The 12419-nt window shown below is 67.8% G+C and carries 14 protein-coding genes; 2 read left to right on the plus strand and 12 right to left on the minus strand.

Annotation, left to right across the window (positions count from 1 at the left end; all coding sequences use genetic code 11):
* Positions 1-11 precede the first annotated feature (11 nt).
* Genes fliJ through fliF form a run of 5 tightly spaced genes read right to left on the minus strand, consistent with a single transcriptional unit; the run spans position 12 to position 5320 of the window.
* Positions 12-461 (minus strand): flagellar export protein FliJ, encoded by a 450-nt coding sequence (gene fliJ, locus C2U31_RS18150; protein ID WP_103274041.1) that lies wholly within the window; start codon positions 459-461, stop codon positions 12-14.
* On the minus strand, positions 454-1905 hold the full coding sequence (gene fliI, locus C2U31_RS18155; RefSeq protein WP_103274042.1) for a flagellar protein export ATPase FliI: 1452 nt from the start codon (positions 1903-1905) through the stop codon (positions 454-456). The genes fliJ and fliI overlap by 8 nt, the downstream gene beginning before the upstream one ends.
* The gene (gene fliH, locus C2U31_RS18160) at positions 1902-2666 is read right to left on the minus strand and encodes a flagellar assembly protein FliH (RefSeq protein WP_103274043.1); all 765 of its coding nucleotides are present in this window, start codon (positions 2664-2666) and stop codon (positions 1902-1904) included. Before fliH ends, fliI begins: the two co-directional genes overlap by 4 nt.
* Positions 2659-3672: a flagellar motor switch protein FliG gene (gene fliG, locus C2U31_RS18165; RefSeq protein ID WP_103274044.1), complete on the minus strand. Its 1014-nt coding sequence runs from the start codon at positions 3670-3672 to the stop codon at positions 2659-2661. Before fliG ends, fliH begins: the two co-directional genes overlap by 8 nt.
* Positions 3662-5320, minus strand: coding sequence for a flagellar basal-body MS-ring/collar protein FliF (gene fliF / locus C2U31_RS18170; protein WP_103274045.1), 1659 nt, complete (start codon positions 5318-5320; stop codon positions 3662-3664). The genes fliG and fliF overlap by 11 nt, the downstream gene beginning before the upstream one ends.
* A gap of 344 nt (positions 5321-5664) precedes the next feature.
* On the opposite strand from fliF, the gene fliE reads away from it, so the two are divergent.
* The gene (gene fliE, locus C2U31_RS18175; RefSeq protein ID WP_103274046.1) at positions 5665-5997 is read left to right on the plus strand and encodes a flagellar hook-basal body complex protein FliE; all 333 of its coding nucleotides are present in this window, start codon (positions 5665-5667) and stop codon (positions 5995-5997) included.
* 211 nt (positions 5998-6208) lie between these two features.
* On the opposite strand, the gene C2U31_RS18180 is transcribed toward fliE, so the two are convergent.
* The 7 genes from C2U31_RS18180 to C2U31_RS18210 all read right to left on the minus strand — a co-directional run bounded on the left by C2U31_RS18180 (position 6209) and on the right by C2U31_RS18210 (position 11482).
* On the minus strand, positions 6209-7012 hold the full coding sequence (locus C2U31_RS18180; RefSeq protein WP_103274047.1) for a flagellar brake protein: 804 nt from the start codon (positions 7010-7012) through the stop codon (positions 6209-6211).
* Positions 7013-7024: 12 nt separating this feature from the next.
* Complete coding sequence (locus tag C2U31_RS18185; RefSeq protein ID WP_103274048.1) at positions 7025-7363, minus strand: EscU/YscU/HrcU family type III secretion system export apparatus switch protein; 339 nt, start codon at positions 7361-7363, stop codon at positions 7025-7027.
* Positions 7363-8721, minus strand: a complete 1359-nt coding sequence (locus C2U31_RS18190) for a flagellar hook-length control protein FliK (protein ID WP_103274049.1) — start codon at positions 8719-8721, stop codon at positions 7363-7365. The genes C2U31_RS18185 and C2U31_RS18190 overlap by 1 nt, the downstream gene beginning before the upstream one ends.
* Positions 8718-9071 carry a flagellar protein FliT gene (locus C2U31_RS18195; protein ID WP_103276439.1) on the minus strand — a complete coding sequence of 118 codons (354 nt, stop codon included), beginning with the start codon at positions 9069-9071 and terminating at the stop codon, positions 8718-8720. The genes C2U31_RS18190 and C2U31_RS18195 overlap by 4 nt, the downstream gene beginning before the upstream one ends.
* Positions 9072-9118: 47 nt before the next feature.
* A complete protein-coding gene (gene fliS, locus C2U31_RS18200; RefSeq protein ID WP_103274050.1) occupies positions 9119-9547 on the minus strand; it encodes a flagellar export chaperone FliS in 429 nt (142 codons plus the stop codon).
* Positions 9548-9565: 18 nt separating this feature from the next.
* On the minus strand, positions 9566-10960 hold the full coding sequence (fliD, locus tag C2U31_RS18205) for a flagellar filament capping protein FliD (protein WP_103274051.1): 1395 nt from the start codon (positions 10958-10960) through the stop codon (positions 9566-9568).
* Between the two features lie 144 nt (positions 10961-11104).
* Positions 11105-11482: a flagellar protein FlaG gene (locus tag C2U31_RS18210; protein WP_103274052.1), complete on the minus strand. Its 378-nt coding sequence runs from the start codon at positions 11480-11482 to the stop codon at positions 11105-11107.
* Positions 11483-11627: 145 nt separating this feature from the next.
* Between C2U31_RS18210 and C2U31_RS18215 the strand changes: the two genes are divergently transcribed.
* Positions 11628-12365 (plus strand): IclR family transcriptional regulator, encoded by a 738-nt coding sequence (locus C2U31_RS18215; RefSeq protein WP_103274053.1) that lies wholly within the window; start codon positions 11628-11630, stop codon positions 12363-12365.
* Positions 12366-12419 lie beyond the last annotated feature (54 nt).

Consider the following 12419-nt stretch of genomic DNA (forward strand, 5'->3'; position numbering starts at 1 on the left):
TGGTATGTCGCTTAATGCATGCCGGCCTGGCGCTGGACCAGGCGGGCCGAGTATTCGTCGTTCAGGCGCTGTTCGCGGCGCGATTCGGCGACGGCTTCGGCGCGCTGCGCGCGTTGCGCCAGCGCGTCGTAGGAATTGAGCTTGCGCTTTTCCTGCTGGTAGTAGAGCCGACCCTTGTTCAGGTTCTCGTCGGCCTGCTGCAGCACGCCCTGTTGTTGGACGATGGCATCGTCCAGCGTGCCGATGAAGCGCTGGTAATTGTGGCAGTCGCTGGCCGACATGCCGGAGGTCATGGCCTGCTGCAGCCGCTCCAGGTAATCGTGGCGGTAGTCCTGCAGCATGCCGAGCTGGCGTTCGGCATTGGTGCGTTCGGCGCTGAGGCGGCCCAGCAGGCGCGCGGCTTCGTCCGTGCTCTCCTTGGCCAGATTGATCAGCATGTCCAGGGGAAGTTGGCTAGGCATAGGTGTCCCTCAGCTCGAAACTGGCCTGCAATTGGTTGACCGCGTCCTGGTAGCCGACGTTCTCGCCGATATCCTGCTGCAGGAAGGCTTCCAGGCGCGGGTAACGGGCGATGGCGTCGTCCAGCTGCGGATCGTTGCCGGCGACGTAGGCGCCAACGGCGATCAGGTCGCGGTTGCGCTGGTAGCGCGACAGCGTCTGCTTGAAGCGGCGCACGACCGAGAACTGCTGCGGCGTGATCAGCGACGTCATGGCCCGGGAAATCGATGCTTCGATGTCGATCGCGGGGTAGTGGCCGGCTTCGGCCAGGTGGCGCGACAGCACGACGTGGCCATCGAGAATGGCGCGGGCCGAGTCGGCGATCGGATCCTGCTGATCGTCGCCTTCGGCCAGCACCGTGTAGAACGCGGTGATCGAGCCGGCCTTGCCGTTCGGACCGGGCGCGCCCATGCCCGTGCGTTCCACCAGGCTGGGCAGCTTGGCGAAGACCGAGGGCGGGTAGCCCTTGGTGGCGGGTGGCTCGCCGATGGCCAGCGCGATCTCGCGTTGCGCCATGGCGTAGCGGGTCAGCGAGTCCATGATCAGCAGCACGTCCAGGCCCTGGTCGCGGAAGTGCTCGGCCAGGCGCGTGGCGTAGGCCGCGCCCTGCAGGCGCAGCAGGGCCGACACGTCGGCCGGCGCGGCCACCACGACCGAACGGGCCAGGCCCTCGGGTCCCAGGTTGTGCTCGATGAATTCCTTCACTTCGCGGCCGCGTTCGCCGATCAGGCCGACGACGATGACGTCGGCCTTGGTGTAGCGGGCCATCATGCCCAGCAGCACGCTCTTGCCCACGCCGGAGCCGGCGAACAGGCCCATGCGCTGGCCTCGGCCGACCGTCAGCAGGCCGTTGATGGCGCGCACGCCGGTGTCCAGCACCGTGTCGATGGGCGCGCGCGACAGCGGGTTGATCGGTTGGGCCGACAGCGGCGCCAGCTCGGCGCCGGTCAGCGGGCCCAGCCCGTCCAGCGGACGGCCGGCGCCGTCCAGCACGCGCCCGAGCAGGGCATTGCCCACGGGCAGGTGGCGGCCCAGCTGGGGCTTGGCGTTGCCGTTCAGCTCGGCCTTGCTGGGCAGCGGAATCTGGCGCTGCACGGGCGGCTCGCCGGGCACCACGCGGGCGCCGGGCGGCAGGCCGGAAATATCGGCCTGCGGCATCAGGTACAGGGTGTGGCCGTCGAAGCCCACGACCTCGGCGTCGGCCCAGTGGTCATGCCCGCGCGCGATCTCGATGCGGGCGGCGGCGCCCACCGGCAGGCGCAGGCCGGTGGCGTGCAGCACCAGGCCCGTGGCGCGGGTGATGCGGCCGCTGACCAGCCAGGGCTCGGTCGAGGCGGCGCGGATCGAGCCGATCTCCAGCTGGGTCTGCCAGCGGTCGATCACCGGGACGGCGGGCCGGGCGCTCATGGCGTCGCCTCTGTCTCCCGGGCCGGTTCTTCCCAGGAAGTGTTGCGGCCCAGCGAGGCCGCCACGCGACGCCAGCGCGTCTGCAGCGTGGCGTCGATGTCGCCATAGGGCGTTTCGGCGCGGCAGCCGCCGCGCGCGAGCGATTCGTCGGCCAGCACGCGCCAGTGGCCTTCCTTCAGTTCGTCGGCCAGGTGCAGGCGGATGAGTTCGATGTCCTGCGGATTGGCCCACAGCCGCATCTGGCCGCCGGCGCTGGGATTGATGTGCAGCACTTCGCGCACGGCGTGTACGACGGATTCGGGTTGTTCGGCCAGGGTGTTGCGGATTACCTGCTGGGCGATGTCCAGCGCCAGCGTCAGCAGGCTCTGGCCCATGCGCTCTTCCAGCGCGCCGATCGATGCGGCGCAGGATTCGGCCATGGCGTGCAGGCGGGCGGCCTCGTCGGCGCCCTGTTCGCGGGCCAGGGCAAGGCCCTCGGCGTAGCCGGCCTCGCGGCCTTCGGCAAAACCGGCTTCGCGCCCTTCGGCGCGGCCGGCCTCATGGCCGGCGGCGTGGCCTTGCGCGTAACCTTCCTCGCGGCCCTCGGCCACGGCCTGGGCGCGCAGCTGCGCCAGCACGACCTCGGGGTCCGGGCCGGGATCGGGTTCCGGCTCGGGCGCGGCCTCGACGGGCGGCGGCTCGTCGAACGACAGCATCTGCCAGCGCCGCCAGGCGGCGCTGCGCGAGAGCTGGGTCGTCGAGCCGGTGTCCGCGTCAGACATACGCGTCGTCTCCGGAGTTGCCCAGCACGATCTGGCCGCTCTCGGCCAGGCGGCGGGCGATCTGCAGGATCTTCTTCTGCTCGGCCTCGACCTTGGACATGCGGATCGGGCCTTGCGCTTCCAGGTCCTCGCGCAGCATCTCGGCGGCGCGGCTGGACATGTTGCGCAGGAACTTGGCGCGCAGCTCTTCCTGGGCGCCCTTGAGCGCGACCATGAGCGTGTCGTTGTCGATTTCCTTGAGGATGAGCTGGATGGCGCGGTCTTCGACGTCGAGCAGGTTGTCGAACACGAACATCTCGTCGATGATCTTCTGCGCCAGGTCGGCATCGCGCTCGCGCAGGCTGGCGACCACGGTTTCCTCTTCGGTCGAGTTCATCATGTTCAGGATCTCGGCCGCCGTGCGCACGCCGCCCATCTTGCTGCGCTTTGCGCCCTGGCCGGCCAGCACCGAATTGAGCACGTCGGTCAGTTCGGACAGCGCGGCCGGCTGCACGCCGCCGAAGGTGGCGATGCGCAGCATCACGTCGTTGCGCAGGCGGTCGGTCAAGAGCGCCAGTACGCCGGCGGCGCGGTCGCGCTCCAGGTGCACCAGGATGGTGGCGATGATCTGCGGGTGCTCGTCGCCGATCAGTTCGGCCACGGTGTGCGGATCCAGCCAGTTCAGCGCATCGATGCCGCTGCCGCCTTCGCCGGCTTCCAGGATGTCCTCGATCAGGCCGGCGGCGCGGTCGCTGCCCAGGGCCTTGGTGAGCACGGTACGGATGTAGTCGTCCGAGCCCAGCGTGACGGCCATGAACTGGTCGGCTTCCTGGCGGAACTCTTCCAGCACGACGGCCACGTCATTGCGCGTGACCTGCTTCAGGCTGGCCATGGCGGCGCCGACCTGCTGGACTTCGCGCGCGGTCAGGTACTTGAAGACCTCGGCCGCGGCGTCCTCGCCCAACGACATCATCAGGACGGCGCTGCGGGTCATGCCGTCCATGGGTTTGGCGGAATCATTTTTCATCTTTGCTCATCCAGGTGCGCAGGACCATGGCGACGGCACGCGGATCCTTGTTCGCCATCGTGCGGGCGCGTTCCAGGTTGTCCTCGTAGCGCGTGGTTTCCTTGGCGCGGGCCATTTCCTGGGCCTCGCGCTGGGCTTCGATGCGCTCGGATTCCGCCACTTCCGGATCGACCGGCGGGTACAGGTAATCGGTGACCTGGCGACGCACCTTGCGGTACAGCCAGAAGGCCACGATCAAGCCCAGCAGCCAGGCCATGATGGTCTTGAACAGGGCGATCATTTCCGGATCGCGCCACATCGGCAGGGCGGGCGGACCGTCGTTGAACTGGCTGTTGACCAGATTGAGCGAGTCGCCGCGTCCTTCGGAATAGCCCATGGCCTCGCGGACCAGGTTGGTCAGCTTGTTCAGCTCCTCGGGCGGCAGCGGCTTGAGGTCGCCGTCCTTGTCGCGGATGTAGTTCACCACCACGGCCACCGACAGGCGCTTGAGCGCGCCGACCGGCTGTTTGACGTGGCTGATGGTGCGGTCCACTTCGTAATTGGTGGTGGCGTCGCGGCGCTCGTTCAGGCTGCCGGAGGCGGCCTGTGCGCCGGTCTGCTGCTGGGCGCCTTGCTGCTGCGGCGTCTGGCCGGGACGGGCCGGCGGCTGCTGCGGATTGGTGATGGGCGCCTGGGCGTTGCCGGGCGGCTGGTTCGACAGCGCGCCGGGCACGCCTTGCGCCGGACCGATGCCGCGCTGGGTGGCGTCGCTGGTCTGCTGGCTGCGGATCGCGCCCTGGCCGGGTTCCTGGTTGGGGCGGTAGACCTCGGAGGTTTCCTCGCGGCGCGCGAAGTCCATCTCGGCGCTGGCCTGGGCGTGCACGTTGCCGGGGCCGACCAGGGGATTCAGGATCGTCAGGATGCGTTCGACGGTGCGCTGTTCCATCTCGCGCACGAAGCGCAGCTGATCGGCGTCCATGCCGCGGCCTTCGCCCAGCGGAGCCGACAGCAGGCGGCCGTTCTGGTCGACGACGGAGACGTTTTCGGCGGTCAGTTCCGGCACGCTGGAAGCGACCAGCCAGGAGATGGCGGACACCTGGGCGTCGCTCAGGCTGCGACCGGGGTACAGGTTCAACAGCACCGAGGCCGTGGGGGCCTGGCGCTCGCGCACGAACAGCGACTGGCGCGGCATGGCCAGGTGCACGCGGGCGTGCTGCACGGTGTGCATGGATTCGATCGAGCGGGCCAGCTCGCCTTCCAGGCCGCGCTGGTAGTTGATCTGTTCGGCGAACTGGCTGGCGCCGAAACGGGCGTTGTCCATCAGCTCGAAGCCGACCGAACCGCCGCGCGGCAGGCCCTGCGATGCCAGCTGCAGCCGGGCGTCATAGACGCGGTCGGCCGGAACCAGCAGGGCGGTGCCGTTCTCGTTGTAGCGGTAGGGCACGTTCATCTGCCCCAGCGCGGTCACGATGGCGCCGCCGTCGCGGTCCTCCAGGTTCGAGAACAGAACCTTGTACTTGGGCTCGCTGGTCCACATGACCGCGGCCACGATCAGCGCGACCACGGCCGCCGCCGCGCCCAGCAGGACGGGCTTGGGCAGCGCCCGGACTTTTTCCAGCACGGGGAACTTCGCCAGCAAAGACGAGCTCAGAGTGGCCTGCTGATTCATTTGCGGCCCCCGCTGGCTGCGCGGAGCTGGGGAAAGGACTTCATGTTCGGGTAGGGCAGATTACACATGCAACGTGCTTCTGGTCTGGGGTGAGCGTGGATTATTGCCGCTGGGGGCGCAATCCCAATCGTCGAAAACAGCGGTTTCTTGGCGTTACTTATCCCCTATGTCGCCCGGGGTGGCGCAAGCCCGGACGCGGGACAGCCTGCGGCCCGCCGCGAGCGGCGCCGGATCGGGGGAAATATCGGGTTTTTTGGCGGTTCTTGTCGGCTATGAGAGGCGCCGATCCCGGTTACGCTGCCTGCAGATTCGGCATTACGCCCCACCTGCAAGGAAACATGGCAATGGCGGTAACAGGTTTGTCCGGCATCGAAAGCATGCTGTCCCAGATGCGCGAGGTCGTCAGCAAGGCGGAATCCGGCCTGTCGGTCGGCGCCGCGCCGCTGGCCCAGCCCGACGGCTTCGCCGCCGAGCTGCAACGTTCGATCCGTCGTGTCACGGCCGCTCAGAACGCGGCCAGCGCCCAGGCCAAGGCCTTCGAACTGGGCGCGCCCGACGTCTCGCTCAACGACGTGATGGTCGACATGCAGAAGGCCAGCATCGGCTTTTCGACGGCGATACAGGTGCGCAACAAGCTGGTCGCCGCCTACAAGGAAATCTCGTCGATGGCCGTCTAAGGCCGCGAGACGAAAACACCGCACGAAGAGGGGCGCCAGCGAGCGCCCCTTCTGTGCTGGCGCGCATGCAGCGCCAAACACCCTGCACCCCCAAGAACACCGTTCACGGCATTAGCAAATCGCCCCAGGACCGGGGCAGCGCGGAGCCGGCTTTGCCGGTCCGCAGCTGCGCCCCCCTGGGGGGGAAGCGCGCAGCGCTTCGGGGGGGGATCTAGTCCCTATTGCCTTTTTCCAGGCGCCAGACCACCTGCTGCAGCCAGTTCTCCTGGCGCGCGTCCAGGTTCAGGAAGATGGCGCCGAGGTGGCTGACCGGCGGCTCGCCCGTCAGCGACACGTGGCGCGGCGCGGGTTCGTCCGGGTCCGCTCCCGGCGCGATCATCGGCTGCCCGGATACCGGATAGACGTTGCGCACTTCCAGGTTGGCGACCAGCCTGCCGAGGTCGCCGAAATTCATCTGCACGCCTTCCAGCACCTCGCCGCGCTGGGGCAGTTCGGGCGCGGCCAGGCCCACGCGCAGGCCCACGCCGTCGACCGAGATGTCGCGCACCGTGAAGGCGAGCGGCTTGGCCTGGGCCTCGGGGAGCCAGGTGGCCTCGCAGCGGTTGGCGCTGGTGATCAGCGAGGCGCGGAACATCTTGCGCCGCTGGATCCGCGCCAGGCGGTCGGGGAAGGGCGACACCAGGGCCGCGCTGCCGTCGTCGAAATGGATCACGTCGGGCCGCTGCACCCGGAAGCGGATCTGCACGCCCCCATAGGCCGTGGCGTGAAAGTGGAAGGTGGTGCCGCTGAGCAGGCCCATGCTGTCGGATTGTTCGAAGTCCGCGCCGGCGTAGTCGCGCGGACGCCAGAAGAACTGGCGCGTGTGCTTGTCCGCCCCCAGGATGAGCACGGCGATCTCGCGATCGGCGGCGTCGCGCACCAGGATGTGGCTGTCGGGGTGGGTGAGCTCGAACAGCGCGGAACGCATGTCTTCCGGCCGGGTGAGCAGAAATTCCGGATCGCTGGCGTCCAACACGGTGGAGATTCCTTAGATAGATAGATCGGGCGGCGCGGCGTCGGCCGGAATCTCGCGCGATTCCAGGCGATACAGCCAGGCCAGCAATTCTGCCACCGCAACGTACAGTTGGGGAGGAATATGCGCGTCCAGGTCGACCTGCATGAGCAGGCCGACGAGTTCGCGCGACTCGTGCACGTACAGGCCGTTTTCCTCGGCGGTGCGGACGATGGTGTCGGCGAGCTGGCCGTAGCCCTTGGCGACGACGCGCGGCGCGCCGTCCGCTTCGTCGTATGACAAGGCGACGGCGGCGTTGCGGCCTGCGTTGGGCGAGGCGGCGTGGCCATCCTCGGGGCGTTGCGGGTTTGCCATCAGAAATCAGTCGGAATGATGGGGCGCGGGTCGACCACGTTGACCGTCATGTGGCTCAGCGTCAGGCCCGCGGCCAGCAGGCGCGAACGCAGCTGGTCGGACGATTCGTCGATCAGGGCGGCGCTGTGGGGCGCGACCAGCTGCAGCACGATCTGGTCGCCGGCCAGGTTCAGCCGCGCGTCCACCAGGCCCAGTCGGGGCAGGTCGAGCTTGAGGCGGGTGGCCCAGGTCGGAACGGCCGATTCGGGATCGCCGCCGTAGGGGTCGCGCTGCACTTCCCAGTCCATCGGCGTGCCGGGCCAGGCTTCTCCGCGCCAGGCCAGCGCCTGGTTGGCCAGCACATCGAGCTGCTGGCGCACCAGCGCGTTCAGGTCCTGGTGGATGCCGTTGATCGGCGTGCCGGGCGCGGGCGCATTGGAGCCGCCGGAGGCGGGCGCGTCCGCGCCGCCGGCGCCACGGCTGGCGGGCGCCTCGGCGCGTGCGCGCGTGGCGGCCGCGCTGTGTTGCTGCTGCTGGGCGTCGGCCTGCTTGAGGTCGGCCTGCGGTTCTTTGCGCAGCTCGGATGGGTTGGCGCGGCCGAAGGCCAGATCGGCCAGGTGTGATTCGTAGAACAGGCCGCTGGTCTGCAGGGCTTCGCGCAGGGCCTGGCCCAGCGCGCGGGCGGCCGGACCCTGCGCGGCCAACGCGGCGCGGGCGGCGGCGGCCGGGTCCTGGGCGGGGGGCGCGCCCTCGGTGGCGCCGGTCTGGCCGGGCGTCTTGCCGACGGCGGTTGCCGGGTCGCCGGCGATCGCGTTCAGGACCGTCGCCACGTTGGCGGCGCTGTTCGCGGCAGCGGCCTGCGGTTGTCCGGCGGGCGTATTGGCGTGCGGAGCCGGGGGCTGGCCGCCGGGCGCCGGCTGGCCCGCGGCGGGCTGCCCGGCCGTGGCACCGGGCTGGCGGCCGGCCGATGCATCGGGGGTCCACAGTGGCGCGCGCCCTTGCACGGGCGGGGCTGCGTCGGGGTACTGCGCCAGCAGCGAGAGAATCGCGCGGGCGGTGCGGCCCAGCGTGGTGGGCGCGGAAGCGGTGGTGTCGTTGCTGGTGACCAGGCCGCGCGCGGCCAGGGCCAGCGCGGCGGCGGTCTTGGCGTCGACGATGGCGGCGCGTTCACCGCGCGCGCCGCCGGTCTGGACGCCCTGGCGGGGATCGCGCGGCGAGCCATCGGCCTGGCCGGGTTTCTCCAGGCTGCCGGGCTGGCTGACCGCATCCGGGCGCGCGCCGGAAACCTGATTGGCGGAGGCGGCGGACATCGTCGTGCCGAGCACGGCGTCCAGCCGCTGCACCAGGACGTTGCCCAGCGCGGCGGGACCTACGCTCATGTTTCAGGCGCCTGGTAGCCGTAGGCCGAGAGCAGGGTCTGCTGTCGCTTCATCCTGCCCAGCAGCTCGCCCAGGCGGGCCAACTGGGGAATCGCCAGGTCGCGGGTCAGCGCATCGTTCTCCAGGATGCGGACCAGCAGGTCGTATTTCATCGCGCGACCGGCGTCGTCCAGCGGCATGGACGGTTCGCTGTTTCGCAGGCGCTCCACCAGCTCGCAGTATTGCTGCCCGTGCACCACGGCTGTATCCCAATCCCCGGCTTGGGCGGCGGTAAGCATTTCGCCGGTAATAACGGCTATCTCCTGGTAATGCTCCAGGATAGGGGAGGAGATCTGGGTAAGGGACGTCATGGAAATCTCGGGCGGGCGCTGGCTGGCTGGGTTCGTTTTGCGGGCCATCACGGCGACACGCTGCCTGCCGGCTGGTCGATGGATGTCTGCCAAGCCTCGGCCAGATCGGCCAGCAGCCGGTCTGCGATGTCGAGTTGCTCGGCGTCCGACTTCAAGTTCGCCGTCAGCAGTGTGCGGACGATGTAATCATAGAGGCGCGAAAGATTGGCGGCGACATCGCCGCCGGCCTCCATGTTCAACCCGGTCTTCAAGCCTTCGTCGACAATCTTGATCGCTTTCGAGATCGCCGCGCCGCGTTCCGCGACCCGGCCTTCCTGCAGATGGATGCGAGCCTGTCCGATCGCCGCCCGTGCGCCGTTGAACAACAGGGTGATCAGCCGCTCGGGAGTGGCGCTCATCACCTGGGTTTCCAGGCCGATATCGGCGTAGGATCGGACAGAGTGCGATCCTGTCGGGCGGCGGGCGGCGTAAGTCATCAGTGCATCTTCTACGGGTTACTTGGATTTGTTCATCGCCGCGAACTGTTGGCTCAGGTAGGCGCCGGTGGAGTTCATCTGGGCGACCATCTTGTCCAGCGCGATGAAGCGAGTACGCATGACCGACAGTTCGGCGTCGCTGGCGGCTTTGGCGCGGGCCTTTTGATTGCCGAGGTCGGTGATGGTCTTGTTCAGGCCGTCGGTGCGGTTCTTGAGCGAGCCGTTGCTGCCGAGCACGTCCTTGACGGCGGCGTCGAACTTCTTGGCCAGGCCGTCTTTGCCGTTGAGCAGTGTGCCCACGTCGGCTGGGTTTTCCTTGAGCGCCTTGTCCAGCTTGACGTTGTCCAGCTTGAGCTGGCGCGTCAGGGGATCGGTGGTGATGCCCAGGTCGGCCAGCGACTTGACGTTGCCCGAGCCCAGCGCGCCGCTCAGCACGCTGGAAACGGCGGACTGGATCGAACGGGTGGTGCCGTCGCCGGTCAGCGGGCTGGCCTTCTTGGTGTCGTCCGGTTCCTTGGGGTTGTACGCGGTCAGGCCCTTGATCGTGGTCTGCAGCGCGTTGTAGGTCTTGACGAAATCCTGCACCGCCTTGGTGGCAACCGAGACGTCGGCTTCCAACTTGAGCTGGATTGGTTTGTCGGTCGGCGTGGTGTCGGTCAGGTTCAGCGTCACGCCGTCGATGACCTTGGACACGTTGTTCGAGCCGCTCTTGACCGTCAGGCCGTTGATGACGAGCTCGGCGTCCTTTGCCTTGGTCTGGGTCATGCCGCTGGTGGTGCCGTCGGCGGCGGTGCTGAAGCCCAGGATGTTCTTGAGCGACTGGTCGCCGGTGACGGTGATGTTCTTCACCGAGGCCTGCACGCCGGTGTCCTTGGCGGTCAGCATCAGGTAGTTGTTGCCGTTGCCATCGTTCAGCACCGTGGCGCGCACGCCCGCCTTGTCGTCGGCGTTGATGGCCTTGACGATGCCGTTGAGCGAGGTGTCGCCCTTCAGGTCGATGGTACGCTTGGTGCCGTTGGTCAGTTCGATCTCGAAGGTGCCGGTGTCACCGTTCTTGGCGGTCCGGTCTGCCACGGCGCCCGAGCGCAGGCCCTGCGCGATGGCCAGGTTCTTCACTTCGATCGAATATTGACCCGCAGCAGCGCCTTCACCAACGGTGGCGGTCAGGGCGTTGCCGCCGGTGACGCTGCCAGTCATGGCGGCCATGGTCTCCGGCTTGCCCAGCGTGGCGGCGGACTTTTGCACCGCTTCCAGCGCGCTTTGCAGCTGGCTGTAGGCGTTGATGCGCGCCTGATAGCTCGTCGCTCGCGTGTCGTAGCGCTGAAGGGCCTTGTCGTTGGCTGCCGCCAGATCCGTCAGGATCTTTTCCAGCGGCAGGCCGGAGACTGAACCAAGGTTAGTAATGGAGGCCATGTGAGATTCCTTCCTAGCGATATGATTCTGTCAAAGATTGGAGGTCAGCGATTGCCCGGGTAAGGGCATAAGGCTGGCTTAATTCGGTCTTTCCGCCCGCGAGGGCGGGCCTGAAGGCATTCTTTGGAAAGTATTGGGTGCGCATCAAACCGAGGTTTTGATGCCATTTCCCTGCATGTTGACGATCATTTTGGCGATCTTGATAACAGCTTCGCTCGGGATGGTCCGCAGGACCTTGCCCGATTCGGAGTCGACCACGGACACCACGATCTGATGCACGTCGGGGTCGACCTCGAACTGCAATTGGGTGGACCAGGCTTTCATCTGGTCGTTGATTTCGTCGAGTGCGCGTTCCAGCGGCAGCTTCTGCGAATCCGACTGCTCGGACGTGGCGCTGTCCGAGCCGCCGCTATGGGCTGAGGCAGCGGCAGGCGCAACAGTGACGGATGGGTCCGGGACGGCGGGCGCAGGTGCTACCGCCACGGGGGCATACGAGGCGGGGGCTATGGGGGATACGGCCATGATCACTCCAGCGGCGGTGCGGGCGTCTCGGAGGAACGCGCTGTTATCAGGAAATTCTCAGTTACCATAACGGCACGCTCAGAGGCGAACTTTAGCGCCATCTGAAACAAGATATTTCTCACGTTCCGGGGTTGTGGACAGGGCAATGAGTGTCAAGACGGCGCTGCGCGTCATCGAAATCATCGAAACCTATGCCCGCGAGAAGCGCGCCTTGCCCCTGTCGGAGCTCGCCCGGCTGCTCGATGTGCCGGTGTCGAGCTGCCTGGCGCTGATCCGCACGCTGACCGGGCTGGGCTATCTCTATGAAACCGGACGGCGCCAGGGGTACTACCCCACGGGACGCCTGCTGGCGATGGCGCAGCGCATCGCTCGTGCCGATCCGGTCCTGGACCGGGTTTATCCCAGCCTGGTGGAATTAAGGGACGCAACCAAGGAGACCGTGGTCTTTGCCAAGCTGAGCCAGGACGCGCGGGTGGTCTACTTGGACGTGCTGGATTCCCCGCACACGATCCGCTACGCGCCGGTCGCCGGCGAATTCAAGAGCATCCATGCCAATTCGCTGGGCAAGGCCCTGATTTCATTGCTGGACGAGCCGGCGCGCGCGGCGATGCTGGCCGACGTGGAAATGACCCGCTACAACGAGCGGACGCTGACGACGCCGGCACAGGTGGAAGCGGATATCGGACTGTCGCGCCAGCGCGGCTGGTTCATGAACAACGGTGAATCCATCGCGGATGTGGGGGCGATCGCCTGGCCGCTGACCCTGTCGGGCGAGCGCTACGCCATTTCGGTCGGCGGGCCGATATACCGCATCGAACCCAGGCAGGCGGAGTACGCCAGCATCCTGCGCTCGGCCTGCGCCGGGCTGGAGCGGCAGGCCTGAGGGCGACCGGCGGCGGCACGCAACCCCGCCGGACGGTCCGCCCTGTCGCGCCGC

It is taken from the genome of Achromobacter sp. AONIH1, from assembly GCF_002902905.1.
Lineage (GTDB): Bacteria > Pseudomonadota > Gammaproteobacteria > Burkholderiales > Burkholderiaceae_B > Achromobacter.

Excerpts from the sequence above, each read along its gene's own strand:
- fliG (WP_103274044.1), bottom strand. The coding sequence starts at position 3,672 with ATGAAAAATGATTCCGCCAAACCCATGGACGGCATGACCCGCAGCGCC.
- C2U31_RS18190 (WP_103274049.1), bottom strand. The coding sequence starts at position 8,721 with ATGAGCGTAGGTCCCGCCGCGCTGGGCAACGTCCTGGTGCAGCGGCTG.
- C2U31_RS18185 (WP_103274048.1), bottom strand. The coding sequence starts at position 7,363 with ATGGCAAACCCGCAACGCCCCGAGGATGGCCACGCCGCCTCGCCCAAC.
- fliI (WP_103274042.1), bottom strand. The coding sequence starts at position 1,905 with ATGAGCGCCCGGCCCGCCGTCCCGGTGATCGACCGCTGGCAGACCCAG.
- fliH (WP_103274043.1), bottom strand. The coding sequence starts at position 2,666 with ATGTCTGACGCGGACACCGGCTCGACGACCCAGCTCTCGCGCAGCGCC.
- fliJ (WP_103274041.1), bottom strand. The coding sequence starts at position 461 with ATGCCTAGCCAACTTCCCCTGGACATGCTGATCAATCTGGCCAAGGAG.
- C2U31_RS18215 (WP_103274053.1), top strand. The coding sequence starts at position 11,628 with ATGAGTGTCAAGACGGCGCTGCGCGTCATCGAAATCATCGAAACCTAT.
- fliF (WP_103274045.1), bottom strand. The coding sequence starts at position 5,320 with ATGAATCAGCAGGCCACTCTGAGCTCGTCTTTGCTGGCGAAGTTCCCC.
- fliS (WP_103274050.1), bottom strand. The coding sequence starts at position 9,547 with ATGACTTACGCCGCCCGCCGCCCGACAGGATCGCACTCTGTCCGATCC.
- fliD (WP_103274051.1), bottom strand. The coding sequence starts at position 10,960 with ATGGCCTCCATTACTAACCTTGGTTCAGTCTCCGGCCTGCCGCTGGAA.
- fliE (WP_103274046.1), top strand. The coding sequence starts at position 5,665 with ATGGCGGTAACAGGTTTGTCCGGCATCGAAAGCATGCTGTCCCAGATG.
- C2U31_RS18195 (WP_103276439.1), bottom strand. The coding sequence starts at position 9,071 with ATGACGTCCCTTACCCAGATCTCCTCCCCTATCCTGGAGCATTACCAG.
- C2U31_RS18210 (WP_103274052.1), bottom strand. The coding sequence starts at position 11,482 with ATGGCCGTATCCCCCATAGCCCCCGCCTCGTATGCCCCCGTGGCGGTA.